Origin of the sequence: Chryseomicrobium aureum (assembly GCF_043182735.1) — a bacterium.
Classification (GTDB): Bacteria; Bacillota; Bacilli; order Bacillales_A; family Planococcaceae; genus Chryseomicrobium; species Chryseomicrobium aureum.
The window spans coordinates 2,243,716-2,268,260 of record NZ_CP171117.1; the positions used below are offsets into that span (position 1 = coordinate 2,243,716).

The following is a 24,545-nucleotide window of genomic DNA, read 5'->3' on the forward strand; positions in this document are numbered from 1 at the left end:
TTTTCCCGTTTAGAATAAAAGTTAGTAGGGTATAAAAGTACTATTTCCTGTTCAAAAAATGAAAGGAGACAACACTATGATTGAATTAAAAGATGTCACAAAAACGTTCCCGGATGGGACAAAGGCATTAGACACGATTACTGTGACAATCCCCGAAGGTAGCTTAACTGTCATTATCGGGCCAAGTGGATGCGGGAAAACTACGCTGATGAAATGCATTAATCAATTGGAAAAACCCTCATCAGGAACCATATCTATACATAATAAACCTATCTCTAGTATACCTGAGGTTGAACTTAGACGCGATATCGGATATGTCATTCAGCGGATTGGCCTCTTCCCCCACATGACGATTGAGAAAAATGCGAGTTTAGTCCCTCAACTAAAAAAATGGCCAAAAGAGAAAGCACAGGAACGTGTTCGAGAGCTAATGAATCTTGTTGGCTTGAACCCAGATACATATTTAAAACGCTATCCGCTTGAGCTTTCAGGTGGACAACAACAACGAATTGGTTTTGTACGCGCATTGGCGGCTGACCCTTCTATTCTTTTAATGGATGAACCTTTTAGTGCACTTGACCCGATCAGTCGCGAACAGCTGCAAGATGAGTTGATTTCTCTTCAGAAGAAAATCCAAAAAACCATCGTGTTTGTGACCCATGATATGGATGAAGCGTTGAAAGTGGCCGACCATATCATCTTGATGCGAAATGGGAAAATCGAGCAAATGGGATCACCGGATGAAATTATTCAAGCCCCTGCGAATGAATTCGTAACGCAGTTCATTGGTCTAGAACGTTTGCAAAAAAATCGTTCTTGGTTGGACGTACCACTCCATGCTTTAGAGTTAACTTATCAGAAAGAACTTGATCCATCGATTCGTTCTTTCCGTATTAGCAATAAGGCGACAGTTCGAGAAGCTATTTCTCAATTTGAAAAACATCAGGTGAGTCATCTTATGGTAGCCAACGGAAATGAACTTGTTGGATTTATCGACCACTTTGCACTTCTACAGTCTGCTACAAATCAGGAGGTGGGCGCATGAATACACTCACAGAGTTTTGGCAGACCATCGATTCGCGAAGTGATTTAATATGGGATTCATTTGTACAACACATGTATTTATCATTTGTTGCTTTGTTTATAGGATTACTGATTGCTTTACCGCTCGGGATTTTAGTTGCCCGCTATCAACGTTTGGCTGAACCTATCATTGGCGTAACGGCAGTTTTCCAGACGATTCCGAGTCTAGCGCTTTTCGGATTTTTAGTACCTCTAATCGGCATTGGTTCCAACACGGCTTTAATCGCTTTAACGATTTACGCCCTCTTACCAATCGTTCGGAACACTTACACTGGTATTACCGGCATTGATTCTTCAATCATTGAAGCCGGAACCGGGATGGGAATGACAAAAGGAGACATCCTTTGGCGGATTCAATTACCACTTGCCCTTCCTTTCATTATGGCGGGAATTCGGACAGCCACAGTGTTAACGGTCGGGATTGCGACACTAGGTACGTTTGTTGGAGCCGGTGGACTTGGAGATGTAATCTACCGAGGACTTCAATCGTATAACAATTCATTGGTACTTGCAGGAGCTCTTCCTGTTGCATTTATAGCATTATTTTTTGACTTCACATTGAAGTGGGTAGAAAAACGCAGTACACCAAAAGGGATGAAACGATAACGAGGAGGAAATGAAAATGAAGACATGGAAAAAAGGAATGGTTGCAGTAACCAGCACGGCTGCACTAGTATTAGCGGGATGTGGTGGCGATTCATCAGGTGGAGACGGCGATAATGAAATCGTTGTCGGAGGGAAACCTTGGACAGAGCAGTTCATCTTACCTCAAATTATTGGTCAATACTTAGAAGCCAATTCTGATTATGATATTAAATATCAAGAAGGACTTGGGGAAGTATCGATCCTAACACCAGCAATTGATAATGGAGATATCGATATTTATGTCGAGTATACAGGAACAGGTTTAAAGGATGTATTAGGACTTGATTCTGAGGTTGGAGAAAGCGCAGAAGATGTTTTCAATCGTGTAAAAGAAGGCTATGAAGAAGAGTTCAATGTAACATGGTTGCAACCACTCGGCTTCGAAAACACATATACACTGGCTTACACAGAGGACAGCGGCATTTCGGCGATGACGTATAGCGATTTAGCTGAATTGTCCAAATCACAAGATTTAGTATTTGGAGCACCGCACTCGTTCTATGAGCGTCAAGGTGACGGCTATGATGATTTAACGTCGACATATGGTTTTGAATTCTCAGGCACTGAAAGTTTAGATGCCAACATTATGTATGAAGCATTGCGTAATGGCGACGTGGATGTCATTCCTGCCTTCACAACAGATGGCCGTATCGAGCGTTTTAACCTTCAAATGACGGAAGATGATATGGGCTTCTTCCCGAAATACGATGCAGCTCCACTTGTTCGTATGGAAACACTTGAACAATTCCCTGATCTTGAAGAGTTGATGAATGCGTTAGCAGGTAGCATTTCTGAAGAGGAAATGATTGCTATGAATGCTCGCGTAGATATTGATGGCGATCGCGCAGAAGATGTAGCACGTGACTTCTTGATTGAAAAAGGTTTAATAGAAGAATAAGTTTGATAAAGAAAAGGCAGTAGGGATATGCGTCCCTACTGCCTTTTTCTATTGTATGAAGTTTCGGCTTCGAATGGAATCGAGTTGCCGCTTCAGATTTAAAATTAGTTTCCATAACATGACTGAGGGCACAGAAATGAGTTTCGATGGCACAGAAATGCTCGCTCGGGGAACAAACCTTTGTGTCCCGGTCCTTACTAGTAAGATCTAATATAGGTGGCTGTCACCGTTTTCAACTTCATACCAGTAAATCCCTCCACCCAGGCCTCCATTTCCTGGGAGGATTTCCCCGAGCCTCCCCACGTAAGATGAAAGAAGCGCACTTTCATCTTCGTTGCCGGGTCTCGGGAAAACCCTGATGGCCCGGGAAATGACGACCTGGCTTCCGGTATTTGTTGCCACTGAACAGTCACCCGTTGTAAATTCTAATCTGTTTTGCAGTTGAATAAATTCACCATCCACTATAAGGATAATTTAGCACTGCTTGCACTTAGCTTAGTCAGTGTGCACACGCCCGCTGTCCTCTACTATGAATTTTAGGGAATTGAATCAGGCCTTGCGTTAGCACAGTCTGGCAGTAAACTTGTTACTTGCATCACGATAGTCTACTGTGAGTGAATTATAGAGGCGAAGCCGAATCGAAAATGTTGAAAGGAACAACTTCCTGGAAAGAAGCACTTGAACTTGCCAGATTCAGCTGGAGATGATTGCGCCAGAGCAAACTAAGAAGACTCGCGCTGTGGCCGCTCGAATCGAGCGGCCACAGTCCTTTTCGTTCTTAATTTGATCTTAAAAGCAAGCATCGGAAGATGAATCTAGATTTTTCAAGTATACTTCGACTTTAGTGACACGACTGATTTACTTAGAGTTTCTGGAGTTGCGTTCTCCACATCTAAACGTTAGAAGAACATTCCTGCCACAGAAGCGCTTAGTAGTGAAGCAAGCGTACCTGCTGCTACTGCGCGAATTCCTAGACGAGCGATATCCGGACGACGGTTTGGTGCAAGTTCTCCAAGACCACCGAGTAAGATTGCCATCGAGCTCAAGTTTGCAAATCCACAAAGTGCAAAGCTGACTACAAGAACTGTCTTAGGAGACAAGTTTGGAATTTCTAGTGCGAATGCAGAATAGGCTACGAATTCATTTAGAACTAGCTTTTGCCCAATGAATGAACCCGCTTGTACAGCCTCAGCCCACGGAACACCGATAACAAACGCAAGTGGAGCAAAAATCCAACCTAAGATTTTTTCAAGTGTAAGAACTGGAAGTTGGAAATCCAAATTCACAAAGTTTAATAGCCAGTTCATACCGCCTGTTGCGCCACCTAACAAACCATTGATCAATGCAATCAATGCGATGAACGCAATCAACATTGCCCCAACATTAAGAGCTAAACGAAGTCCATCACTTGCTCCGTTTGCCGCAGCGTCAATGACGTTAACTGAATTTGTGTCTTTTTCCATTTCAAAGTTTGTATCGTCAACTTCTTCTGTTTCAGGAATCATCATTTTGGCCATGATCAGACCTGCTGGTGCAGCCATGAAACTCGCTGCTAGAAGGTATTCTAAAGGAACACCAAGTAATGCATACCCGACAAGTACAGAACCTGCAACGGATGCAAGTCCCCCAGTCATTACCGCAAACAACTCAGAATTCGTCATTTTCGATAAGAATGGTCGAACGACAAGCGGTGCTTCTGTCTGCCCAACGAAAATGTTCGCTGCTGCAGAAACCGATTCCGCTTTACTAGTACCTAATAGTTTAGATAATGCGCCACCAATAAATTTAATGATGATTTGCATGATGCCAAGGTAGTAAAGAACAGAGATTAAAGAAGAGAAGAAAATAATGATCACAAGAACTTGGAAAGCAAAGACGAAACCTACGCCGTCTACTGGATCTCCAAGAGGACCAAATACAAAGGCAATCCCTTCATTTGCGTAGCTAATCATATTTTGAACAGCATTCGTTAAACCTAATAACGCTTTACGACCAAATTCCCATTCTAATACGATGAATGCAAAGAGAATTTGAATCGCTAAACCACCTAAAATTGTACGTGGTTTAATGGATTTCTTTGCTGAAGACAGTAAAAATGCAATTCCAAGGACGACAACAATACCTGCAAGACCCCAGAGAATATTCAACATGTGCACCTTCTTTTCGTTTAGTGTGTAAGAAAGGAAAACGCTTTCTTACATGATTCACCCCTTGAAGATGTCTGACGACAGACAACTATCGGCATCTTATCAAAATTTTCAACAAAAGTAAATGAAAAGCTCTCTCACTCGCCGAATTCTATCTATTGTCTTATTTTCACATGTTCCCTATCTTTTTGCCATTAATAAGTACACAAAGTACGGTGCACCAATGAGTGCAACGATTACACCTGCTGGGATATTCCCGCTATCGAGTACTGTGCGTCCAATAGTATCAGCGACTAATAAAAATAGACCTCCGATTAATAGACTAATCGGCAAAAATAATTGATGCCGTGGACCTACAAGTTGACGAGCAATATGAGGAGCCATCAGTCCTACGAATGAGATTCCACCAGTCACCGAGACCGCTGACGCAGCAAGAGCAACGGCAATGACACTCAAGGTCATACGTTCACGTTCAATTGGCAGTCCAAGCCCTATCGCCACTTGTTCACCTAAACCTAAAATATTTAAACGGTAAGCTTTAATAAGGGCAATCGGGATGAGCACAATCATCCATGGAAGAAGCGATACAACGAATGGCCAATCTGTTCCCCATATATCTCCTGCCAACCAGCGGGCAATAAAATCAACTTTTTCCCGGTCTGCTGAAGATATCAATAACACCATCAAACCCGACAGCGCCATCGAGAATCCAACACCTACTAACACGAGACGCACGGGTTGAACGCCGAGTATACGGTCGTATGAAAAGAAGTAAATCGCAGCAGCTGTTAAAAAGGCTCCTAAAAATGCGATGACGGGCAATGCGTAAACAAATACGCCCACTTCAAGCGGGAAAAATAAGAAGTATATAGCTACGGCAACCCCAGCTCCAGAGTTGATCCCGATAATTCCTGGGTCCGCCAAGTCATTTCGCGTGATTCCCTGCAATAATGCACCTGATAATGCCAATGCCATTCCCGCAAGGAGTGTGACTAAAATACGTGGCAAGCGAATATCAAAGAACACAAACTCTTCTTTAAAGGAACCATTCCCTGACAAGATGGCACCGATTCGGTCATACGATACTGCCGCATCACCAAGACCTAAACTTACAAAGATTGTCGTGAGAATAGCTAAGGCAAATCCACCAAGGTAATACTTTTGTCGTTTTCTAGCCTTTGCATCAATCATCGGAAAGCACCTCCTCCTTTACGAACTAAGAACAGGAAGAAAGGCAAGCCTAAAATAGCTACGACCGATGCAACAGGTGTTTCATAGGGTGCATTGATGGTTCGGGCAACCGTGTCTGCAAAAAGCATGAAGAGAGCTCCGACGACCAATGACATCGGCAACACAAACCGATAATCTGTACCTACAATTGGGCGTACTAAGTGTGGCACCATCAAACCAAAGAACGCTAAATTCCCCACAAGCGCTACAGCTGAACCTGTTAACATCACAACAAGTAAAAACATGATGATTTTCACACGCAGCGTCTTTTGCCCAAGACCTACTGCCACTTCCTCACTTAGACTTAGAATTGTCAAATGACGTGAGTACAGGATAGCCACAAGCCCTCCTACTACCACGAACGGCACCATGATGCCTACTTGTGTCCATGTTGTACCAATCATGCCTCCTGCTGTCCACATCGAAACCTGTTGTGAAAGTTTGAAATAGATTCCGACCCCTTCAGCAATCGCATAAAGGAAAGCGGAAATCGCAGCACCTGCAAGTACAATGCGAATTGTCGAAAATCCTTCTGGGTGAAACGAACTCAATCCAAAGACGAGAGCAGCTCCAACAGCGGCTCCTATGAAACAAGCAATCATTACTCCGATATAAGGCAATGATGGAAACAGCGCTAGTCCTACAGCAAGTGCCGCATTAGCTCCCGCTGTGAGACCTAATAGGCCTGGATCAGCGAGCGGATTACGTGTCATCCCTTGAATAATTGCCCCGGAAACGCCAAGAGCCGCGCCAACGAGGGCAGCGGCTACTTCACGTGGAATACGAATTTCTTGAAGGATCACAGCAGCACTGGTCAATTCACCGATACCAAAAGCCGCTAAGACGTCTTTGAATGAAGTGTTCGCTGCACCTACCACGATGGCGAGTACAAATGCAGCAATCAGAACGACAATACTGATTGACAGTTTATAACGAAACGGGTAGTTTTGTAGCTTCCACTTCCACATATTATTCTCCTAAAAATCCGTCTTCAAATGTATCCAATTGGAAATCTAATGTAATCGGGTCATTGAAGTAGAATGCTTTTGAGTCTACTTCGATTACACGTCCCTCTTTCACAGCTGGAATGTTTTTAAATGTTTCTGTTTCTGCAAACGAGTTGTCCGCTTCTGCACTGCGACTCCAAACAATGTAGTCTGCTGCGTATTCTGGGAGTACTTCTGTTGATAACGCATAGTAGCCATCGCTAAGGGCCATTTCTTGCACTTTTTCTGTCATACCAAGCCCCATTGCTTGATATAAGATTTCTGTTCCACGGCCCCAGTTATCGCCGAATACGTACAACTGTTTATCAAAGCTTTCGATAACTGAAACGGTTGTATCTTCTCCGATTTCAGTTTTGATCTGTTCTCCAATTTCTTTTGCGCGTGCATTGAAGTCATCTACCCATGCTTGTGCTTCTTCTTCTTTGTTTAACAATTTACCAATTTCAACGTGTTGTGTTAAGTAGTCCACCTGGCCGTATGTATACGTGACGACTGGTGCAATTTCACTCAACTTATCTACATTTTTCATATCCGATAGACCAATGATTAAATCTGGGTCAAGCTCAATAATTTTTTCTAAGTCCTCATCTGTTACAACTTCCACATCTGCAAGCTCTTCTTGGAAGTTCGGGTTGTCTTTCGCCCATGAGTCAACACCAACAAGTGGGACATCCAGTGCCATCACGTTCCCTGCAAAGGATGCTAGAGAGATAACGCGTTGTGGATTTGCTGGTACTTCAACTGGTCCGTTTTCAGATTCATATGTGATGGTGCCCGCTTCTTCTGTTTCTTCTCCTGCCCCTGATTCAGTAGTGGGATCGCCACATGCAGCAAGAACGAGAACAGATGCTAGTATAAGTAAAAATGCATAGATTTTTTTCATATTAATTTTCTCCTCTGATTAAGTTGTAGGTGATACAAATGGGTTTTTGTGTGCGTGGATCTGTACCGATTTCCGCATCGATATTGAATAACTCCCGTAACACGTCTTTGCGAATGACCTCTTCAGAAGTTCCAGCCGTCTTGATCTGGCCAAATTTCATTCCGATGATGTAGTCTGCAAAACGAGCTGCGTGATTGAGGTCATGGAGAACCATGACGATCGTGCGCTTTTCTTCTTGATTTAGCTTTTGCAGCAGTTCAAGAATTTCTAATTGGTGAGCCATGTCGAGATAGGTCGTCGGCTCATCAAGAAAAATCATGTCCGTCTCTTGTGCGAGCGCCATCGCAATCCAAACGCGTTGCCGCTGTCCACCTGATAAAGAATCAACGGGGTGTGTTTCAAAAAACTTGGTCCCTGTCACTTCAAGTGCCCAATCAATGATTTCAAAATCTCGTTTCGTCAGTTTCCCAAAGCGTGATTGGTGTGGGAAACGGCCATAGGAGACGAGTTCTTTGACGGTTAATGCCCCAGCACTGTCCGGCGTTTGAGGAAGCACCGCAATCTTTCGAGCAAGAGACTTGGTGTCTTCTTTTGCAATCAGCTCGCCATCAAGAACGACTGCTCCTTGCTGATGCGGAATGATACGAGTCATCGCTTTCAGTACTGTAGACTTCCCGCAGCCATTTGAGCCAATGATAACGGTAACTTTCTCATCTGGAATCTCTACAGAGAGTTTTTCGACAATGGTTCGGTCCCCATATTTAATTTGTAAGTCTTGTGCATGCAATCGCACCACTGGCCACACTCCCGTTGATAAGGATTCTCAATTTCATTTACAAACCTACTTTAATACGCTACAATCGAGATGTCAACTAATAAATGATAACTTTTCTCAATAAGAATGGGGCGGATGAAATGAGAGAGCTATTTGATATAACGATTATTGGAGCAGGTCCAGCCGGCTTGTATTCTACTTTTTATAGTGGTTTGCGCGGTATGAAAACAAAACTGATAGATGCACAGGACGTTCTTGGCGGAAAGTTGAACGTATATATGGAGAAGATGGTGTGGGATGTTGGGGGTCAGCCTCCACTCCCTGCTGCGAAATTAATTGAGCAGTTAGTGACGCAAGCAAAAACCTTCGATCCGACAATTTCCTTGGGTATCAAAGTAACGCACTTGGAGCGCTTAGAGGATGAGAGCTTTGTTGTACATACGGATACTGGAGAGAAGCATTATTCTAAAACTGTTGTACTCGCTCTCGGAAGTGGTATTTTAAAGCCTCAAAAGTTAGCAATCGAAGGTGCAGACCGGTTCGAAGTGGCGAACCTCCATTACGTCGTGAAGTCTCTTGGTCAATTCAAAGACCGGCATGTCGTCATTTCGGGGGGCGGGAATGCAGCCATCGATTGGGCAAACGAACTGGCTCCTCTTGCTGCTTCTGTGACCGTCGTCTACCGAAAAGAAGCATTCACAGGTGCACACGAAGCACAGATTGATCAATTGATGAGAAGCGGTGCGAACTGTTTGTTTAATACAACGATTTGTAAGCTAGTAGCGGATCAGGAAGGTCATGCTATTGAGTGCGTGGAAGTGAAAGATGAAGTGACCGGCGAAATCTCTAAGCTTCCGGTCGATGAAGTGATTATCAATCACGGCTATGAGATTGATGCAGAACTTTTGAAGAACAGCACATTTGATTTCGAACTGGACGAGTATTCACGGGTCATTGGTTCTGATTCAAGCGAAACGTCGGTTCCAGGAATTTTTGCAGCCGGTGATATCTTGATCCATAGCAGTAAAGTGAATTTAATTGCAGGGTGCTTCCACGATGCGGCAAATGCAGTAAATCGCGCGAAGCTCTACATTGAACCCACTGCGGAGAAAGTTGCGATGGTTTCTTCACACAATGATGTGTTCAAGGAGCGAAATAAGGAGCTTCAGTATTCTAGTTAATTGGTGCCTGTCACTATTTGGGAACCACTTCCATTTGGTGCCTGTCACCCTTAATACGTAATTTATTCTGCACTAATCAGGATTTCTTCTACTGAAATTGATTTTTCTTCTACACTACGCGTGATTTCTTCTACCGAAGTCATATTATGGAAACTAACACAAAACTCAGACCTGATTTCCTAAGGACCTTACTAGTAAGATCTTATGACTCTTACAATCGACAAGAGGAGGTAGTGAGTTCCTGACCATGTGCAATCTTTGTGATTTGCTACTAGCATTTGTTTTTTATGAGCAACTTTCTACTTTTTATGAGCAACTTTTAGATATTACTGATGTACTTTTGTAATTTGTTGCTAACATTTGTTTTTTATGAGCAACTTTCTACTTTTTATGTGCAACTTTTAGATATTGCTGATGCACTTTTGTGATTTGCTGCTGGACATCTAGATTTTGAAGACGCATCATCGCACTTATCGAAACTAAAGTTTAGTGTAGTGGAGGGGCTGACTCCAGTGGGATTCCAGTCTGCCGTGAGATCCCGCAGGAGCCTGCGACGAGGAGGCTCACGCAGCGCCCTCGGAAAGCAGCCCCGTAGCGGAACTCAACGTTTCTAGAGCGGCGTTCTCCACATCTAAGTGGAATCGAGTTCCGAACGCCAGAAACACGCTCCGGAATCAGCCGAACCCACAAAGGCTGAAGTGCGCCTTCACGGGCACGGCTGATTTCCTCGGAGTTTCTTGAACGGCGTTCTCCACATCTAAAGGAATCACCCAAACTCTTTTTGATGCTTCTTCTTCCGCTTCAAATAATCCTCATCTTCCCGCAATTTGTCCCAATACTCTTTAAAAATTGCAGCAGATTCTGCTTTTTCATCGTTGATTTGACGCTCTTTGATAGACCCGTCTTCATTGTATTTCCTTCCACCTTTATAATTCGCATAGCGCCTCGCTCGTGTGTACCCCATCTGAATAAACTTGCGCGCCATGTCCATCCCAACAAAGTCATCTTTTTTTCTATAGTCTTCAAATAGCTCCATAATTTCTTCAGCAGACTTTTTGGCGATATCTGGTGTTTTAAAGCGCCAGTGTGGCAATATCTCGGATTTGTATGGTTCCACTAGTAAGACGCCTTGTTCTCCTCTTCCTACCCGGTACAGTTCTGGTTGCTTCCGGAAATCAATTTCTTCAAAGTCTAAGTCATAATCAAAGGGCATTGCAATTCGCTCCTTTTCTCTTTTCTTTAGTAGTCACTACCCTAAAAAAAGATGCATGAAAACAAATGTGTACTCTAAAGTGTTGAAGCCCTTACTAGCAAGATCTTGCGCATCAAAAGAACTTTCTAAAAACACTTTAGCCCAGTGATTATTACATTACGTGCTTCCATTATGACGTTAGCGTGGTCCATTGTGACGTTAGTGGGTGCCACTCTTACACTCCTCATAATATGGAAACTAATTCTCCCTCGCCGACCACGCTCAACCCAGACAAAACAAAAAAACCACAACCTACGAATAGGTTGTGGTCAAGAGTAATTAGCTACCCATTTTGCGACGCGTCGTGCTCACTTTTTTACCCGCTTGTTGCGATTGCATTTTTTTACCGCCAGCATCTCCAGCGTGATTCGCTTGGCCTTGTTGTTGTTTTTTCTTCTTCGCTTCAAGTTGTGCTGCGACAGCTTCTTTCAAAGACATTTTTTTCGGTTGCTCTGACATCCTGTCATCCCCTTCCGTTCATGTAGTCTGAACGTATCACGGGAGCCAGGGTGCTGTCAAAGTTATTCGGCAAGATCAAGAGAAATATATTTGATTTCCAAGAACTCGTCCATTCCATAATGACCACCTTCACGACCAATTCCACTTTGCTTGAATCCGCCAAATGGAGCTTGTGGAGAAGATGGAATGCCATCATTTAAGCCAACGATGCCATATTCCAAGTTTTCAGCGATATAGATGCCTGTGTTGATTGATGATGTATAGACATAGGCAGCTAAACCGAAATCTGTATCGTTCGCACGCTCAATTGCTTCGTCCACATCTTTAAATGTAGTAATCGGAAGAAGAGGTCCAAATGTCTCTTCGTTCATACATAGCATATCGTCTGTTGCATTCATAAGTACGGTAGGTTCAAAGAACAAACCTTCTTTAGTTTCTCCACCCGTTAATACTTTTGCACCTTTGTCTTTAGCATCTTGAACATGCTTCTCCACTTTTTCAATAGCGTCTTCATTGATGAGTGGACCCACTTTGACGCCTTCTTCTAAACCATTCCCGACTTTCAATTGTTTAGATTTCTCTGCTAAAGCTTCTGCAAATTTATCGGCAATCTTCTCGTGTACATACACACGGTTGATACAGACACATGTCTGTCCGGCATTACGATACTTTGCTGCCATGACATGTTCAACGGCTTTGTCAAAGTTCGCATCATCCATGACGATAGACGGTGCGTGGCCTCCAAGTTCTAGTGATACTTTTTTGACCGTCTCTGCAGCACCTTTCATGAGCTCTTTCCCCACTTCAGTAGAACCCGTGAACGTCAATTTACGCACGCGCATATCTTGCATCCACTCTTCTCCGATGGCTTTCGAGTCTCCAGTCACTACGTTAACGACTCCATCTGGAATTCCTGCTTCTTTCGCCAGTTGGACCATGCGAATCGCAGTGAGCGGTGTTAAGTTTGCTGGTTTGATAACGACTGTACAACCACTTGCGATGGCTGGACCCACTTTACGTGTGATCATGGCTGCTGGGAAGTTCCAAGGTGTGATCACCGCTACGACACCTACTGGTTGTTTGTGTACAAAGATACGTTTGTTCGCAGTTGTGGCAGGGATGGTTTCACCGTAAATACGCTTTCCTTCCTCTGCATACCATTTAAAGAATCCATTAGCGTATTTCACTTCACCTTTTGCTTCTTCTAAAGGCTTCCCTTGCTCACGTGTCATCAGTTCGCCAAGTTCGTCTGTATGTTCATCCATCAGACGTGCCCATTCTGCTAACTTTTCAGTACGTTCGTAGGCGGATAGCTTCGACCACGTTTTAAATGCTTCAAAAGCCGCGTCTGTTGCTTGACGTGCTTCCGTCTTTCCACCTTTAGGGACTGTTCCGACGACCTCACCTGTTGCTGGGTTGGTAACCTCTTGTTGTTCTAAGTCTTGGCCTGTCTCTTTTCCATCTATAATTAGTGAGTAGTTCATCGTTCCACTCCTTTTTTATGTTGGTTCTGTAAGTTTACCACTGTAAGCAGCTCGGTAAACGTTACGGATATCCTCTTCAAGAAGTGGAAGTGGACTTCTCGCGAGAATCCGTTTTTGTTTGACCCCATCTTTCGTCAAAGACTCAATGGCGGATTCTGGAATATCAAACTCTTGTAATGTATGCGGAATACCAACGTCGTTTACGAGTCGTACGAGTTCGTCCACACAAGCATACGAGGCTTCTTCATCACTCATTAGCGCGGCATTGCCGCCTAACGCTTCGAAAATATCACGCATCCGCTTCTCTGACGACTTCCGGATATAGTTCATAACGTATGGAAGCAAGACCGCATTCGATTCTCCGTGTGGAATGTGGAATTGACCACCAAGTGGATACGCAAGTGCGTGGACACCCGCGACCCCTGCATTGAAGAATGCAAGCCCTGCAATGTAACTGCCATGACTCATTGCGGTGCGCGCCTCTTTGTTTTCTCCATCATGCACCGCTGTACGAATTGAGCGGCTCATCAACCGGATCGCGTGTAGAGCTAGTGCATCGGACGTAGGAGAAGCGTTGACAGATACATAGGCTTCAATAGCGTGCGTTAAAGCATCGACACCTGTAGCCGCAGTGACGCGAGGCGGTACCGTGACAGTTAGTGCTGGATCGACTATGGCGACGTCGGCAATCAACGCTTCATGTGCAATTACGTCTTTTGAAGAATCAAGAGACAATACTGAAATATTAGTGACCTCTGAACCTGTGCCAGCCGTTGTTGGAATTAAAATTTTCGGTAGTCCTTTTTCGGTGATGGAACGAGTCGCTGTCAGATTTAAGTAATCTGCAACGTCACCTTCATTCTTCGCAAGGACTGCAGCGAGCTTCGCTAAGTCCAGTGCACTGCCTCCACCAAAACCTACGACTAGGTCGAAGTTTCCTTCTCGAGTGAACTTCACGAGTCGTTCTCCAAGAGCAAGAGGTGGTTCAGGTTCAACATCAGTAGAAACTTCGACTTCCCAACCTTTTTCACGAAGTGGTTCTGTTGCACGTGCTGTCAATCCGAGTTTTTCGAGCATAGGGTCTGTGATGACCAAAATTCGTTTTGGATTGAATTTCTCGACCTGTGGAACAAGTTCTTCAAGTGATCCCCAACCTGTGAAACTAAGTGGTGCAAATACCAACTGCGAATAACTCATCCAATCTCTCCTTACTCGTAGTAACCTTCTGTGGATTTTCTAAAATTAGCAAATTGATTGGCATCATGGCCGAACCACACTTGTGAATTGGTTTCTTTTGCTAACTTGCGAATCCGTTCAACAGTCGCATTGTAGCCAACCGAATCATAGAGTATACCCGGTGGTTTGACAGGTGGGCCAAAGCTCTCTGCGGTGTAAATGGCATCTGACGCCAAAATGATGCCCCCTGTCTCAGGCATATCAATGCGGAGACCTAACATTCCCCAAGCATGACCGCTTCCGAAGTTCAGCACTTCTACTCCCGGAAGTAATTGCATACGGTCTTCTGAACGTTTGATCGTGTTCCATTGAAGATTGTTTTTAATCCACGCATCGATATCCCCCCACACATAGGCACCTTCTTTTTGATTGCGCGCGTATGTTTGAAGTGTGCCGTTAAACTCGTCTTCATGCACGATAATTTGTGCATTTGTAAACAGTTCTAGACACCCAGCGTGGTCCAAATGAAGATGGGATGCGACCACGTATTTAATATCTTTTGGATGAACACCAAGTTCTCCTAAACGGTTGTGTAAATAGCAGGCTTCCGGCATATCAATTGGAAACATTTGTTGCGTCGCTTGACCCCAGCGTCCTTCAGGTCCCATCGAGTTTGGGTTACAAGCGGTATCAAATAGTATTTTTCCTTCGGGGTGATCAATCAGTACGGTGTAGACAGGGAATTCAACAAACTCAGTGGGTGCAGTAGGATTCGTAATCGTTGCCGGGTTGTGCATCGCAATCATCCAGTTCTTGTCCATGCGCATCCGGCCATTGTCCATTACATATAACTTTTTTTGCGGTTGAATAATATGTGCCACTCTGATTTCCTCCTTTTTATCCCGTGAAAGAAGCAACAAACGGTTCTAATTGATAGTGCTCGATAGCCCCACCCCCTTAAAATGGTTACGTATTCATTTTACTGAAAGCGATTTCATTATGTGGTATCGCTTTTGTTGTAAGTTGTTGTCGTTCCACGCTCAATCAATTGAACTGGCAATGTTTTTTGAATCCACCTTGTTTGTGTTTTTTCCATTAATTGAAACAACGCTTCAATGCCAAGCTCTCCTAGATTGCTGGTGGACTGCGCAGAGACTGTCGTTAAATTGAAAGATGCATGTCGGCTCCATGTCACATTGTCGATACCCATCACACTAATATCTTCTGGAATTCGGTAGCCAAGCTCTTGCAACACATCCAACGCATAAATCGCAATGGAATCTGTCGCAGCAAATAGTGCACTCGGTCTCTCCGATTGCTCAAGCAGTTGCAATATCCGTTCACGAATTGCTTCCGCGCTCGTATCCGTCTCCACTATCCATTTTTCGTTGAGGACATATCCATTCTCTATCATCATTTGTTGGAACCCTTTTAATCGGCCGGCAAACGTGCTCATTGTGAGCGGTCCCCCTATCCAGGCAATGTTTGTATGTCCGAGTGCTAGCAAATGTTCGGCGCCAAGCCTACCCGCCTGTTCATTGTCAATTTCAATATAATGACTCTCTTCATGCGGTTTCCGATTAAAATAGACAAATGGTACATTGAATCGAGATAATCTCGAATGTATCGGATCATCCAAATAAATAGACGATAAGATCATGCCATCCACTTTGGATTGGGCGAGACTCTCAAATACTCTTTCATTGCTTCCAAAGTCTTCAAAGTGAACAGCTACTTGATACCCACGCTGTCTCGCAAATCGGATAATGGCTGTGACAGAATCCGCGAAAAATGGATTATGTAGAGGGCCAGATACAAGAGCAATAGATTTTGTAGAATTGCTGACAAGGGATCGTGCGATTGAATTCGGATGATAATTCAGTGCTTCAATTGCCTCAATTACTTTTTTACGAGTCTTTTCTTTCACTGATTCCGGTGTATTTAAAACACGTGAAACGGTCGTTTGAGAAACACCAGCAAACTTCGCCACATCTTTTGAAGAAACCATGTTTTTCTCCCCCATCAAATTACCGCCATCATAATCTATTCACGCTTTCATTGTCAAGAATTTTCAGATAATAAAAAGAGCATACATAAGTATGCCCTTGAAACTCATTGCTTTATAACTTTCGGTTTTCGCCGCATCTGCTGCAATAAGAACAAAAATACTCCAGCGAGAACAAGGACTCCACCAACCAGTTGCCAACCTGTTAAACGTTCTCCTAGAAGCCAAACAGCAAGTAATGTAGCCCCAACCGGTTCTCCGAGGATACTCATCGAAATCGTTGTAGCGTTGACATAGTTCAATAACCAGTTGTTGATCATATGCGAAATTGTCGGTACAACCGCCAGCAGAACAAAAATTCCCCACTCTTGACCAGAATATCCCGTAAACTGTACACCGGCAATCAAGTTATACAAAACCAGTGCAATCCCTGCAAACCCAAAAACGGAAAAACTATAAATCCAGTGTGAGACTTTTTTTACTGCACTCTGCCCAATCAGCAAATATCCAACGACTGCGATGACACTTAAGAAGGAAAGAATATCTCCTAAAATCGCAGCAGAACTGAGTCCGAAATCTCCCCATCCAATCATTACGGCTCCCACGACTGCAACTCCCATCGTGACCAAGGCTGCTCGCGTCGTCCGTTCACGGAACACAATAAATCCACCAATCAATGACACAATCGGTTGTAGAGCAAGAATGATAGTCGAACTTGCCACGGTAGTCAGTTTCAACGAACCGAACCATAACGCAAAATGAAGGGCGAGAAACACGCCAGAAAACGCGAGAAGTCGCCATTCTCTAGCTGTTACGTGTTTGAATTCAGCACGTCGCACCCAAACAACCGGAAGCAAAAACAAAGTCGCAAGCAACATTCGGTACATACTCAAAATCGTTGCAGGTGCATCCGACCATTTTACGAAAATGGCAGCGAATGAAATCGCCACGATTGAAATAAACAGAGGAAAAATAATCTTAGGTGAAGATTCTTGTGCCAACTCGTACACGTCCTAACCAAATAAAATAGTAGATACATAAATGACAACCGTGACCGTCAACGCGCTCACAATTGTTGAAAATAATACCGTCTGTGCTGCTGTATCCGCATCCACATCATATTCTAATGCCAGGCTAGCGCTATTACGAGATGTCGGAAACGCACTTGCAATCAGTAACGACTGCGCAATTACACCGTCTAGCCCTAGAGCAAGAATCAAACAGAAGGCAATGACTGGTCTCATGAATAACCGGAAAAAGCTGCTGAGAAAGACTGTCTTATTGATGATCGACTTCACTTCGATGGTCGATAATTGAGCACCGAGTGTAATCAAAGCAACCGCAACAAACCCATCTGCTACATAATCAATTGGAATTCGAATGGGTGCAGGTATGGGGAGTGCGAAAATATTTAAAAGTGCACCTAAAACAAGTGCTAACACAATCGGCATCTTTAGCACTTCTTTTACAATGGCAGCACCGGATTTTGTAGTAGAAATCAAATTATAGAGTCCATATGTATAAGTAGTGATATTTTGCAAAATAACCATAATAACTTGAATAGCTACACCTACAGGATTGGCCACAAACAAAAGTTGCGCAACCGGTAATCCGTAATTTCCAGAGTTAATCAGTACAATACTATTTTTAAATACTGCACTTTCTTCCCGTGGCAATTCCAGCAATTTGGCCCCAAGCGACCCAAGAGCCATTTGAGACAAAATAAAAAGTACGATAAAAACGATAACTTGCGACAAAACAGAAAGTGAAATCACTGTTTCATATAAATTAATGAATACAGCTGCCGGCATAAAACAATAGGTCACAAGATGCGACAAAGCTTTTAAACGGAATTTAAATTTCACTTGTAAGAGTGCACCTAATCCAAGCAAGATAAGGATTGGGACGATGATTTGAAAGAATAGCAATGTAAAATACGCCATAACTCGCTCCCCCCCTCTGCTTTCATACTAGACCTCTTTTTGAATTCTGCCAACATTCTTTTTTCGTAAAACGAAGCGTTTCAGTTCGCTATTTTATTTTTGAGTCCGTATAATAGGTGAGTACTGAAAAGAAAGTGAGAAAAAAAGATGACAAAAGATCAAAAGAAAAAATTAGCAATTTTGATGCTCAACATGTTCATTGCCGTCGGAAGCTTTGGATTGATCCTTCCGATTTTACCTGAATACCTTCGTGAACTAGGTGAAGGAGGCACTGCAGCCGGGATGATTATCGCCTTGTTTGCAGGTGCTCAATTGATTTTCTCGCCAATCGGCGGACGTTGGACGGACCAATATGGTCGTCGCAAAATGATTATTCTCGGCCTCTTTGGTTTAGGATTCTCTATGTTATTGTTCTACCTCGCACCAAGTATTCTATTTGTGTACATATCCCGCTTCATTGGTGGGGTAGGAGCCGCGTTCTGTATCCCTGCAATTTTCGCGTACGTAGCGGATATCACAACGATGGATCAACGTGCAAAAGGCAACAGCTTTATCTCTGCCTCGATGTCTTTAGGTATCGTTGTAGGTCCTGGTATTGGTGGATTTTTAGCGGAATATGGAACAAAGACACCGCTATTAGTTTCTGCAATCGTCGGACTACTGGCGGTTGTAATTTCCTACTTCACTTTGCAAGAAAGTCAACCAGAAGGCGACGTGATGACGCGTCCACAGTCTTCTTTACTGGATGACGTGCTGCAATCTCCTAAAAAGCCGTACTTCATTCCACTGATTATTATTATGGTGATGAGCTTCGGTCTGATTGCGTATGAAACGGTCTTAGGTTTGTATGTCGATGCGGCGTTTGGTGCGACTGCCCAACAAATTGCTTGGATGATTACAGCCACAGGAGCTGTCAGTGTTGTCATTCAATTATTTGTTGTCGACTATTTGGTACGACGTTTCGGAGAGCCTGTGCTATTGATCGTCTTCTTAGCAATCGCGGCTCTTGGTTTCTTCCTATCCCTTATCGCGACGAGTTTTGCGATGTTCTTCGGAATTACGTTACTTGTATTCCTAGCAACGTCTCTACTTCGTCCAGTCTTGACGACGATGATTTCTAAGATGGCTGGAAAAGAGCAAGGCCTTGCGATGGGTCTGAACAACTCGTATATGAGTATCGGGAATATTTTAGGACCGCTACTTGCAGGCGCTGTGTATGATATTGACATGAAGTATCCCTTCATGCTCGGTTTGGTCGTGTTGCTTGCAACGTTGATGTTATCGATTAGTTGGAAGCGCAAGGCTTCCCTACCAACTGCATCCTCTTAATCGTTTCATTCAACCGTAGATTCATTGATTCGGTGTATAATCAATCCAAAGATAGTAGTTTTCTCATACGAAAGGGCTGGTGTCGCGATATGCCGTTTGAAGGACAAAAAATTTTACCTGCTATCCAATCTATGAAAGACTTTGACAAAATGCTGACCTATTCTTTTCGTTACGGTGTGTTTTTGAATTTACATGTAGGGATGTTAAAAAGCGCTTTCGATTATGCAAGGTCTAAAAACAAAAAAATGTTTCTTCATATGGATTTGATTCAGGGCTTGTCAAACGATGAATTTGCGACTGAGTATGTGTGTCAAGTGATCAAACCATACGGAATTATCTCAACAAAAAGTAGTGTTATCAAAAAAGCTAGGCAACTGAATGTCAAGGCTATCCATCGTACCTTTGTTATTGACTCAAATGCTTTAGATCGAAGCGTTCAATTGATTAATAAATCAGATCCTGATTATATTGAACTTTTACCAGGTGTTGTTCCTAAAGTAATTGAACGTGTAGGGATTACAACTGGTAAACCTATAATCGCAGGTGGCTTAATCGAAACAGAGCAAGAAGTTGAAGAAGCACTCCGAGCTGGCGCCATTGCGATCACGACCTCTTCTATTGCTTTATGGACGGCCTTCTCTTGAAAACAGAATAGTATGGCTACACGTTGACACCGCTTTCATTGTTTGATATGTTAGTCACAAGTTAATATTCAGTGTAGAGAATCAAGAGACCCACTGGTGCTTCCACAATTCATGAATTGTGGAACCTATCTATGGGTCTTTTTATTTTTATAAAAAACAACATTTACTAAGAGAGGAAGTACTGTAAATGAGTGAATTTTTGGCAGAATTAATCGGTACAGCTATTTTGATTATCTTTGGAGCAGGGGTTTGTGCAAATGTAAATTTAAACAGATCGTTTGCACGGAATAGTGGATGGATCGTCATTTCGTTTGGATGGGGTCTTGGAGTCGCTATGGCAATTTATGCAGTCGGACAATTTAGTGGAGCTCATTTAAATCCTGCAGTAACACTTGGATTAGCCTTTAACGGAGATTTCGCTTGGGCAAAAATCCCACTATATATCTCTGCTCAAATGATTGGTGCTTTCATAGGTGCAACAATTGTATGGCTACACTTTTTACCGCATTGGAAAGCGACAGAAGATCCGGCAACCAAGTTGGGAGTATTCTCGACTAGCCCTGCCATCCCTCACTATTTCTCCAATGTATTAAGTGAACTCATTGGTACTTTTGTGTTAGTTCTTAGCATTTTAGCAATTGGGGCAAATGAATTTACAGAAGGCTTGAATCCATTTATTGTGGGGATGCTCATAGTAGCATTAGGACTTTCTTTAGGTGGAACGACTGGGTATGCCATCAATCCAGCTCGTGACCTTGGACCAAGAATTGCTCACTTTCTCTTACCGATTGCAGGCAAAGGAAAATCAAATTGGGGATACGCTTGGGTTCCTGTACTAGGTCCAGTCCTCGGAGGGTCATTGGCAGGAGTATTTTACAAGGCGTTCTTTACAAATGACGTCACAATTTGGTTCTGGATTGTTTTAGGTACAACAGTCCTTTGCTTACTAGCTCTATTACTACTAGGCAAGCGAGAATCTCAAAATGAAAATACCAAAAAAGCAGTTGCTTAAAGGAGCGTATAAAATGGAAAAATATATCTTATCACTAGATCAAGGTACGACGAGTTCAAGAGCAGTCTTATTTAATATAAAAGGTGAAATCGTAAAAATCAGCCAAAGAGAATTTACACAGATTTTCCCCAAGCCAGGTTGGGTCGAGCATAATGCAAGCGAAATTTGGGGATCTATTTTGGCTGTAATTGCCACTGTTTTATCTGAATCTGGAGTGAAACCGGACCAAATCGCAGGAATAGGTATTACAAATCAACGAGAGACAACCGTAATATGGGATAAAGAAACTGGCTTACCCGTCTATAATGCTATCGTATGGCAATCTCGACAAACTGCTGATATTTGTGAAGAGTTAAAAGCACAAGGTCATAATGATTTGTTTCGTCGCAAAACAGGTTTGCTAATTGACGCTTACTTTTCAGGTACAAAAGTAAAATGGATTCTAGATAACGTTGAAGGGGCAAGAGAAAAAGCAGACGAAGGTAAATTACTTTTTGGTACCATTGATTCTTGGTTGATTTGGAAGCTCTCAGGAGGAAAAGCGCATATTACAGATTACTCGAATGCGTCCCGAACACTGATGTACAATATTCATGATTTAGAATGGGATCAAGAGCTGCTTGATATTTTAGGAGTACCAAATTCGATGTTACCTGAAGTGAAATCCTCATCTGAAATTTATGCGAAAACAGTAGATTATCACTTCTTTGGACATGAAATTCCAATTGCAGGTGCTGCGGGTGATCAGCAAGCTTCATTATTTGGACAGGCTTGTTATTCAGAAGGTATGGGTAAAAACACCTACGGTACAGGATGCTTTATGTTAATGAACACTGGTGAAAAAGCCGTTTCTTCATCTCATGGCTTGTTAACTACTCTCGCATGGGGCATTGATGGAAAAGTAGAATATGCATTAGAAGGCAGTATTTTCATTGCGGGAAGTGCCGTTCAATGGCTTCGAGATGGAATGAGAATGATCAAAGATGCTCAATCTACTGAAGACTATGCAAAACGTGTTGATTCAACTGACGGAGTTTACGTTGTACCTGCTTTTGTAGGTCTTGGAACACCGTATTGGGATAGTGAAGTCCGAGGTGCAGTGTTTGGATTAACAAGAGGTACAACAAAAGAACATTTTATTCGGGCGACACTTGAATCCATAGCCTATCAAACAAAAGATGTACTGAATGCAATGGAGAAAGATTCAGGTATCCAGCTTAAAAAGTTACGCGTCGATGGTGGAGCTATTCACAATGATTTTCTCATGCAATTCCAAAGTGATCTCCTAGACGTAACTGTTGAGCGTCCAGTAATTGGGGAAACTACTGCTTTAGGCGCAGCCTATTTAGCAGGACTTGCTGTTGGTTTTTGGAAGAGCCGTGATGAAATTGCAGACATGTGGAAAGTGGATAACAATTTCGAGGCCAAAATGTCTGAAGAGCTTCGCACAGACCTCTACTCGGGTTGGAAAAAAGCTGTGACAGCAGCTATGGCTTTTAAATAATACGAATTTATGATAGAATTTACTTAAGTTAATAAATGGGTACAGAATGAGAGAGGCCTGAATTCATTATGATGCATGCATCATAATGTGATTCAGCCTCTCTTTTTTTTATCTAAAAAATTCGTTTATTTAGAGAACCACATACACTAAAACTGAAAGGCGGAAGTAAAGTGATACAAAATTTTTCGAGTCTAAATAGAGACGCGCAAGTAAACAAGATGAGCCAACAGGAATACGATTTAATTGTCATTGGCGGAGGGATTACTGGGGCCGGTATTGCTCTTGACGCTGTAACAAGAGGAATGAAAGTTGCTGTTGTTGAGATGCAAGATTTTGCAGGTGGAACATCTAGTCGATCTACCAAACTTGTCCATGGTGGACTGCGTTATTTAAAACAATTCGAAGTGAAAATGGTGGCTGAGGTCGGGAAAGAACGGGAAATCGTCTACGAAAACGGACCTCATGTTACGACACCAGAATGGATGCTTTTACCTATCCATAAAGGTGGAACATTCGGAAAGGTAAGCACATCCTTTGGTTTGCGTGTTTATGACTATTTAGCTGGCGTCAAAAAGAAGGAGCGACGCAAGATGCTTTCTGCTCAGGAAACGCTAGCTCATGAACCTTTAGTAAAAAAAGATGGATTACGCGGAGCTGGGTATTATGTAGAATATCGTACCGATGATGCACGATTGACCCTTGAAGTCATAAAAAAAGCTGTGGAATACGGAGCAGACATAGTCAATTACGTGAAAGCACAACGCTTTATCTATGATCAAAAAAAGATTACTGGAATTGAAGTGATGGACCAATTATCTGGTACACCCTATATCCTCTCAGGAAAAAGAGTTGTAAATGCAGCGGGCCCATGGGTCGATGAAGTCCGAAGCCTGGATTACTCCAAAAACTCAAAACAATTGAGATTAACTAAAGGTGTTCACTTGGTAGTAGACCAATCCGTCTTCCCTTTAAAGCAAGCTATTTATTTTGATACGCAAGATGGTAGAATGATGTTTGCCATACCGCGTGACGGCAAAGCCTATGTAGGCACCACAGATACACTTTTTGATAAAGATAATGATATTGCGAATCCTAAGATGACTGTTGAAGACCGTCAGTATATTTTAGATGCCATTCATTATATGTTCCCAACAGTTCACGTAACGGTTGATGACGTTGAATCGAGCTGGGCTGGCGTTCGTCCACTTATATTTGAAGAAGGCAAAGACCCCTCTGAAATATCGCGTAAAGATGAAATTTGGGAGCAAGAAAGTGGACTAATCACAATAGCTGGGGGCAAGTTAACAGGATACAGAAAAATGTCAGAGCACGTAGTTGACCTTGTCTCTAAGCGTTTAAAATCAGAAACGAAACAAACCTTTAAAAAATCTAAAACAATTCATTTACCTATCTCTGGAGCGGATTTTGGGGGCTCTCAAAATTATCATTCCTTCGTTGAAAAGAAGGCTCTTGAAGCAGTTAAGTTCGGGTTAACTCCGGATGAAGGCCGTCATTTCGCCTCATTTTATGGCTCGAATGCAGATCAAATTTTCAAAATAGCACATGCTGCAACTGGGATGAAAATGGACGGTTCTTTGACACTCGCTGTTTATTCCGAAGTCGTCTATGCCGTGCAAAATGAAATGATCGTGAAACCTGTAGATTTCTTTATTCGCCGCACGGGAAGATTGTTTTTCGATATCAATTGGGTCCAACTTCACAAAGCATCCATTCTAGAGCTTATGAAAAATCTGTTAGGCTGGGATGAAGCAACCTATAAAACATACCAAGAGGAATTAGAAAAAGAAATTCACGATGCCATAATTGCCGTTCGTTAATTTCTCCTTGGCTTAAAAAAAATAAAAAGATATATAGTGACTAGCACTAT

22 protein-coding genes are annotated in these 24,545 nt (G+C 42.8%); 9 read left to right on the forward strand and 13 right to left on the reverse strand.

What is annotated here, in order from left to right:
- Window positions 1-76 precede the first annotated feature (76 nt).
- From ACF3OH_RS11630 to ACF3OH_RS11640, 3 genes are read left to right on the forward strand one after another with little or no spacing between them, the layout of a single operon-like run.
- Complete coding sequence (locus ACF3OH_RS11630) at window positions 77-1,045, forward strand: ABC transporter ATP-binding protein (RefSeq protein WP_204589533.1); 969 nt, start codon at window positions 77-79, stop codon at window positions 1,043-1,045.
- Window positions 1,042-1,689 carry an ABC transporter permease gene (locus tag ACF3OH_RS11635; protein ID WP_204589532.1) on the forward strand — a complete coding sequence of 216 codons (648 nt, stop codon included), beginning with the start codon at window positions 1,042-1,044 and terminating at the stop codon, window positions 1,687-1,689. Before ACF3OH_RS11630 ends, ACF3OH_RS11635 begins: the two co-directional genes overlap by 4 nt.
- A 16-nt stretch (window positions 1,690-1,705) precedes the next feature.
- Entirely contained in the window at window positions 1,706-2,626 is a 921-nt protein-coding gene (locus ACF3OH_RS11640) for a glycine betaine ABC transporter substrate-binding protein (protein WP_392454768.1), read from the forward strand.
- 899 nt (window positions 2,627-3,525) lie between these two features.
- Here ACF3OH_RS11640 and ACF3OH_RS11645 read toward each other — a convergent pair.
- The 5 genes from ACF3OH_RS11645 to ACF3OH_RS11665 all read right to left on the reverse strand — a co-directional run bounded on the left by ACF3OH_RS11645 (window position 3,526) and on the right by ACF3OH_RS11665 (window position 8,689).
- Window positions 3,526-4,773, reverse strand: coding sequence for a NupC/NupG family nucleoside CNT transporter (locus ACF3OH_RS11645; protein ID WP_392456767.1), 1,248 nt, complete (start codon window positions 4,771-4,773; stop codon window positions 3,526-3,528).
- A 180-nt stretch (window positions 4,774-4,953) separates the two neighbouring features.
- Window positions 4,954-5,964 carry an iron ABC transporter permease gene (locus tag ACF3OH_RS11650; RefSeq protein WP_204589530.1) on the reverse strand — a complete coding sequence of 337 codons (1,011 nt, stop codon included), beginning with the start codon at window positions 5,962-5,964 and terminating at the stop codon, window positions 4,954-4,956.
- Window positions 5,961-6,971 carry an iron ABC transporter permease gene (locus ACF3OH_RS11655; RefSeq protein ID WP_204589529.1) on the reverse strand — a complete coding sequence of 337 codons (1,011 nt, stop codon included), beginning with the start codon at window positions 6,969-6,971 and terminating at the stop codon, window positions 5,961-5,963. The genes ACF3OH_RS11650 and ACF3OH_RS11655 overlap by 4 nt, the downstream gene beginning before the upstream one ends.
- Before the next feature lies 1 nt (window position 6,972).
- Complete coding sequence (locus tag ACF3OH_RS11660) at window positions 6,973-7,893, reverse strand: ABC transporter substrate-binding protein (protein WP_392454769.1); 921 nt, start codon at window positions 7,891-7,893, stop codon at window positions 6,973-6,975.
- A gap of 1 nt (window position 7,894) precedes the next feature.
- A complete protein-coding gene (locus ACF3OH_RS11665) occupies window positions 7,895-8,689 on the reverse strand; it encodes an ABC transporter ATP-binding protein (protein WP_204589527.1) in 795 nt (264 codons plus the stop codon).
- 119 nt (window positions 8,690-8,808) lie between these two features.
- Here ACF3OH_RS11665 and ACF3OH_RS11670 point away from each other — a divergent pair, with 119 nt between their 5' ends.
- On the forward strand, window positions 8,809-9,849 hold the full coding sequence (locus tag ACF3OH_RS11670) for an NAD(P)/FAD-dependent oxidoreductase (protein WP_392454770.1): 1,041 nt from the start codon (window positions 8,809-8,811) through the stop codon (window positions 9,847-9,849).
- 766 nt (window positions 9,850-10,615) lie between these two features.
- Here the strand turns inward: ACF3OH_RS11670 and ACF3OH_RS11675 are convergent.
- The 8 genes from ACF3OH_RS11675 to ACF3OH_RS11710 form a co-directional block, all read right to left on the reverse strand.
- A complete protein-coding gene (locus ACF3OH_RS11675; protein ID WP_392454771.1) occupies window positions 10,616-11,062 on the reverse strand; it encodes a DUF4385 domain-containing protein in 447 nt (148 codons plus the stop codon).
- Window positions 11,063-11,380: 318 nt separating this feature from the next.
- Window positions 11,381-11,560 carry a hypothetical protein gene (locus ACF3OH_RS11680; protein ID WP_392454772.1) on the reverse strand — a complete coding sequence of 60 codons (180 nt, stop codon included), beginning with the start codon at window positions 11,558-11,560 and terminating at the stop codon, window positions 11,381-11,383.
- A gap of 62 nt (window positions 11,561-11,622) precedes the next feature.
- On the reverse strand, window positions 11,623-13,044 hold the full coding sequence (locus ACF3OH_RS11685; protein WP_392454773.1) for an NAD-dependent succinate-semialdehyde dehydrogenase: 1,422 nt from the start codon (window positions 13,042-13,044) through the stop codon (window positions 11,623-11,625).
- Between the two features lie 15 nt (window positions 13,045-13,059).
- Window positions 13,060-14,241: an iron-containing alcohol dehydrogenase gene (locus ACF3OH_RS11690; RefSeq protein ID WP_392454774.1), complete on the reverse strand. Its 1,182-nt coding sequence runs from the start codon at window positions 14,239-14,241 to the stop codon at window positions 13,060-13,062.
- A gap of 11 nt (window positions 14,242-14,252) precedes the next feature.
- Window positions 14,253-15,062, reverse strand: a complete 810-nt coding sequence (locus tag ACF3OH_RS11695; protein ID WP_392456769.1) for an N-acyl homoserine lactonase family protein — start codon at window positions 15,060-15,062, stop codon at window positions 14,253-14,255.
- 155 nt (window positions 15,063-15,217) lie between these two features.
- Complete coding sequence (locus ACF3OH_RS11700; RefSeq protein WP_392454775.1) at window positions 15,218-16,228, reverse strand: LacI family DNA-binding transcriptional regulator; 1,011 nt, start codon at window positions 16,226-16,228, stop codon at window positions 15,218-15,220.
- A gap of 104 nt (window positions 16,229-16,332) precedes the next feature.
- Window positions 16,333-17,226, reverse strand: a complete 894-nt coding sequence (locus tag ACF3OH_RS11705; protein WP_239584817.1) for a DMT family transporter — start codon at window positions 17,224-17,226, stop codon at window positions 16,333-16,335.
- A 12-nt stretch (window positions 17,227-17,238) separates the two neighbouring features.
- The gene (locus ACF3OH_RS11710; RefSeq protein ID WP_392454776.1) at window positions 17,239-18,168 is read right to left on the reverse strand and encodes an AEC family transporter; all 930 of its coding nucleotides are present in this window, start codon (window positions 18,166-18,168) and stop codon (window positions 17,239-17,241) included.
- 147 nt (window positions 18,169-18,315) lie between these two features.
- On the opposite strand from ACF3OH_RS11710, the gene ACF3OH_RS11715 reads away from it, so the two are divergent.
- The 5 genes from ACF3OH_RS11715 to ACF3OH_RS11735 all read left to right on the forward strand — a co-directional run bounded on the left by ACF3OH_RS11715 (window position 18,316) and on the right by ACF3OH_RS11735 (window position 24,495).
- Window positions 18,316-19,497, forward strand: a complete 1,182-nt coding sequence (locus tag ACF3OH_RS11715; protein WP_204589517.1) for an MFS transporter — start codon at window positions 18,316-18,318, stop codon at window positions 19,495-19,497.
- Between the two features lie 89 nt (window positions 19,498-19,586).
- Window positions 19,587-20,141: a glycerol-3-phosphate responsive antiterminator gene (locus tag ACF3OH_RS11720; RefSeq protein ID WP_204589516.1), complete on the forward strand. Its 555-nt coding sequence runs from the start codon at window positions 19,587-19,589 to the stop codon at window positions 20,139-20,141.
- A gap of 187 nt (window positions 20,142-20,328) precedes the next feature.
- Complete coding sequence (locus ACF3OH_RS11725; RefSeq protein ID WP_392454777.1) at window positions 20,329-21,153, forward strand: MIP/aquaporin family protein; 825 nt, start codon at window positions 20,329-20,331, stop codon at window positions 21,151-21,153.
- Between the two features lie 13 nt (window positions 21,154-21,166).
- Window positions 21,167-22,657, forward strand: a complete 1,491-nt coding sequence (gene glpK, locus ACF3OH_RS11730) for a glycerol kinase GlpK (protein ID WP_392454778.1) — start codon at window positions 21,167-21,169, stop codon at window positions 22,655-22,657.
- A 218-nt stretch (window positions 22,658-22,875) separates the two neighbouring features.
- A complete protein-coding gene (locus ACF3OH_RS11735) occupies window positions 22,876-24,495 on the forward strand; it encodes a glycerol-3-phosphate dehydrogenase/oxidase (protein WP_392456771.1) in 1,620 nt (539 codons plus the stop codon).
- Window positions 24,496-24,545: the final 50 nt, after the last annotated feature.

Excerpts from the sequence above, each read along its gene's own strand:
- ACF3OH_RS11670 (WP_392454770.1), top strand. The coding sequence starts at position 8,809 with ATGAGAGAGCTATTTGATATAACGATTATTGGAGCAGGTCCAGCCGGC.
- ACF3OH_RS11660 (WP_392454769.1), bottom strand. The coding sequence starts at position 7,893 with ATGAAAAAAATCTATGCATTTTTACTTATACTAGCATCTGTTCTCGTT.
- ACF3OH_RS11710 (WP_392454776.1), bottom strand. The coding sequence starts at position 18,168 with ATGGCGTATTTTACATTGCTATTCTTTCAAATCATCGTCCCAATCCTT.
- ACF3OH_RS11680 (WP_392454772.1), bottom strand. The coding sequence starts at position 11,560 with ATGTCAGAGCAACCGAAAAAAATGTCTTTGAAAGAAGCTGTCGCAGCA.
- ACF3OH_RS11725 (WP_392454777.1), top strand. The coding sequence starts at position 20,329 with ATGAGTGAATTTTTGGCAGAATTAATCGGTACAGCTATTTTGATTATC.
- ACF3OH_RS11640 (WP_392454768.1), top strand. The coding sequence starts at position 1,706 with ATGAAGACATGGAAAAAAGGAATGGTTGCAGTAACCAGCACGGCTGCA.
- ACF3OH_RS11735 (WP_392456771.1), top strand. The coding sequence starts at position 22,876 with ATGAGCCAACAGGAATACGATTTAATTGTCATTGGCGGAGGGATTACT.
- ACF3OH_RS11700 (WP_392454775.1), bottom strand. The coding sequence starts at position 16,228 with ATGGTTTCTTCAAAAGATGTGGCGAAGTTTGCTGGTGTTTCTCAAACG.
- ACF3OH_RS11685 (WP_392454773.1), bottom strand. The coding sequence starts at position 13,044 with ATGAACTACTCACTAATTATAGATGGAAAAGAGACAGGCCAAGACTTA.
- ACF3OH_RS11630 (WP_204589533.1), top strand. The coding sequence starts at position 77 with ATGATTGAATTAAAAGATGTCACAAAAACGTTCCCGGATGGGACAAAG.
- glpK (WP_392454778.1), top strand. The coding sequence starts at position 21,167 with ATGGAAAAATATATCTTATCACTAGATCAAGGTACGACGAGTTCAAGA.
- ACF3OH_RS11690 (WP_392454774.1), bottom strand. The coding sequence starts at position 14,241 with ATGAGTTATTCGCAGTTGGTATTTGCACCACTTAGTTTCACAGGTTGG.
- ACF3OH_RS11655 (WP_204589529.1), bottom strand. The coding sequence starts at position 6,971 with ATGTGGAAGTGGAAGCTACAAAACTACCCGTTTCGTTATAAACTGTCA.
- ACF3OH_RS11720 (WP_204589516.1), top strand. The coding sequence starts at position 19,587 with ATGCCGTTTGAAGGACAAAAAATTTTACCTGCTATCCAATCTATGAAA.
- ACF3OH_RS11675 (WP_392454771.1), bottom strand. The coding sequence starts at position 11,062 with ATGCCCTTTGATTATGACTTAGACTTTGAAGAAATTGATTTCCGGAAG.
- ACF3OH_RS11715 (WP_204589517.1), top strand. The coding sequence starts at position 18,316 with ATGACAAAAGATCAAAAGAAAAAATTAGCAATTTTGATGCTCAACATG.
- ACF3OH_RS11650 (WP_204589530.1), bottom strand. The coding sequence starts at position 5,964 with ATGATTGATGCAAAGGCTAGAAAACGACAAAAGTATTACCTTGGTGGA.
- ACF3OH_RS11695 (WP_392456769.1), bottom strand. The coding sequence starts at position 15,062 with ATGGACAATGGCCGGATGCGCATGGACAAGAACTGGATGATTGCGATG.
- ACF3OH_RS11635 (WP_204589532.1), top strand. The coding sequence starts at position 1,042 with ATGAATACACTCACAGAGTTTTGGCAGACCATCGATTCGCGAAGTGAT.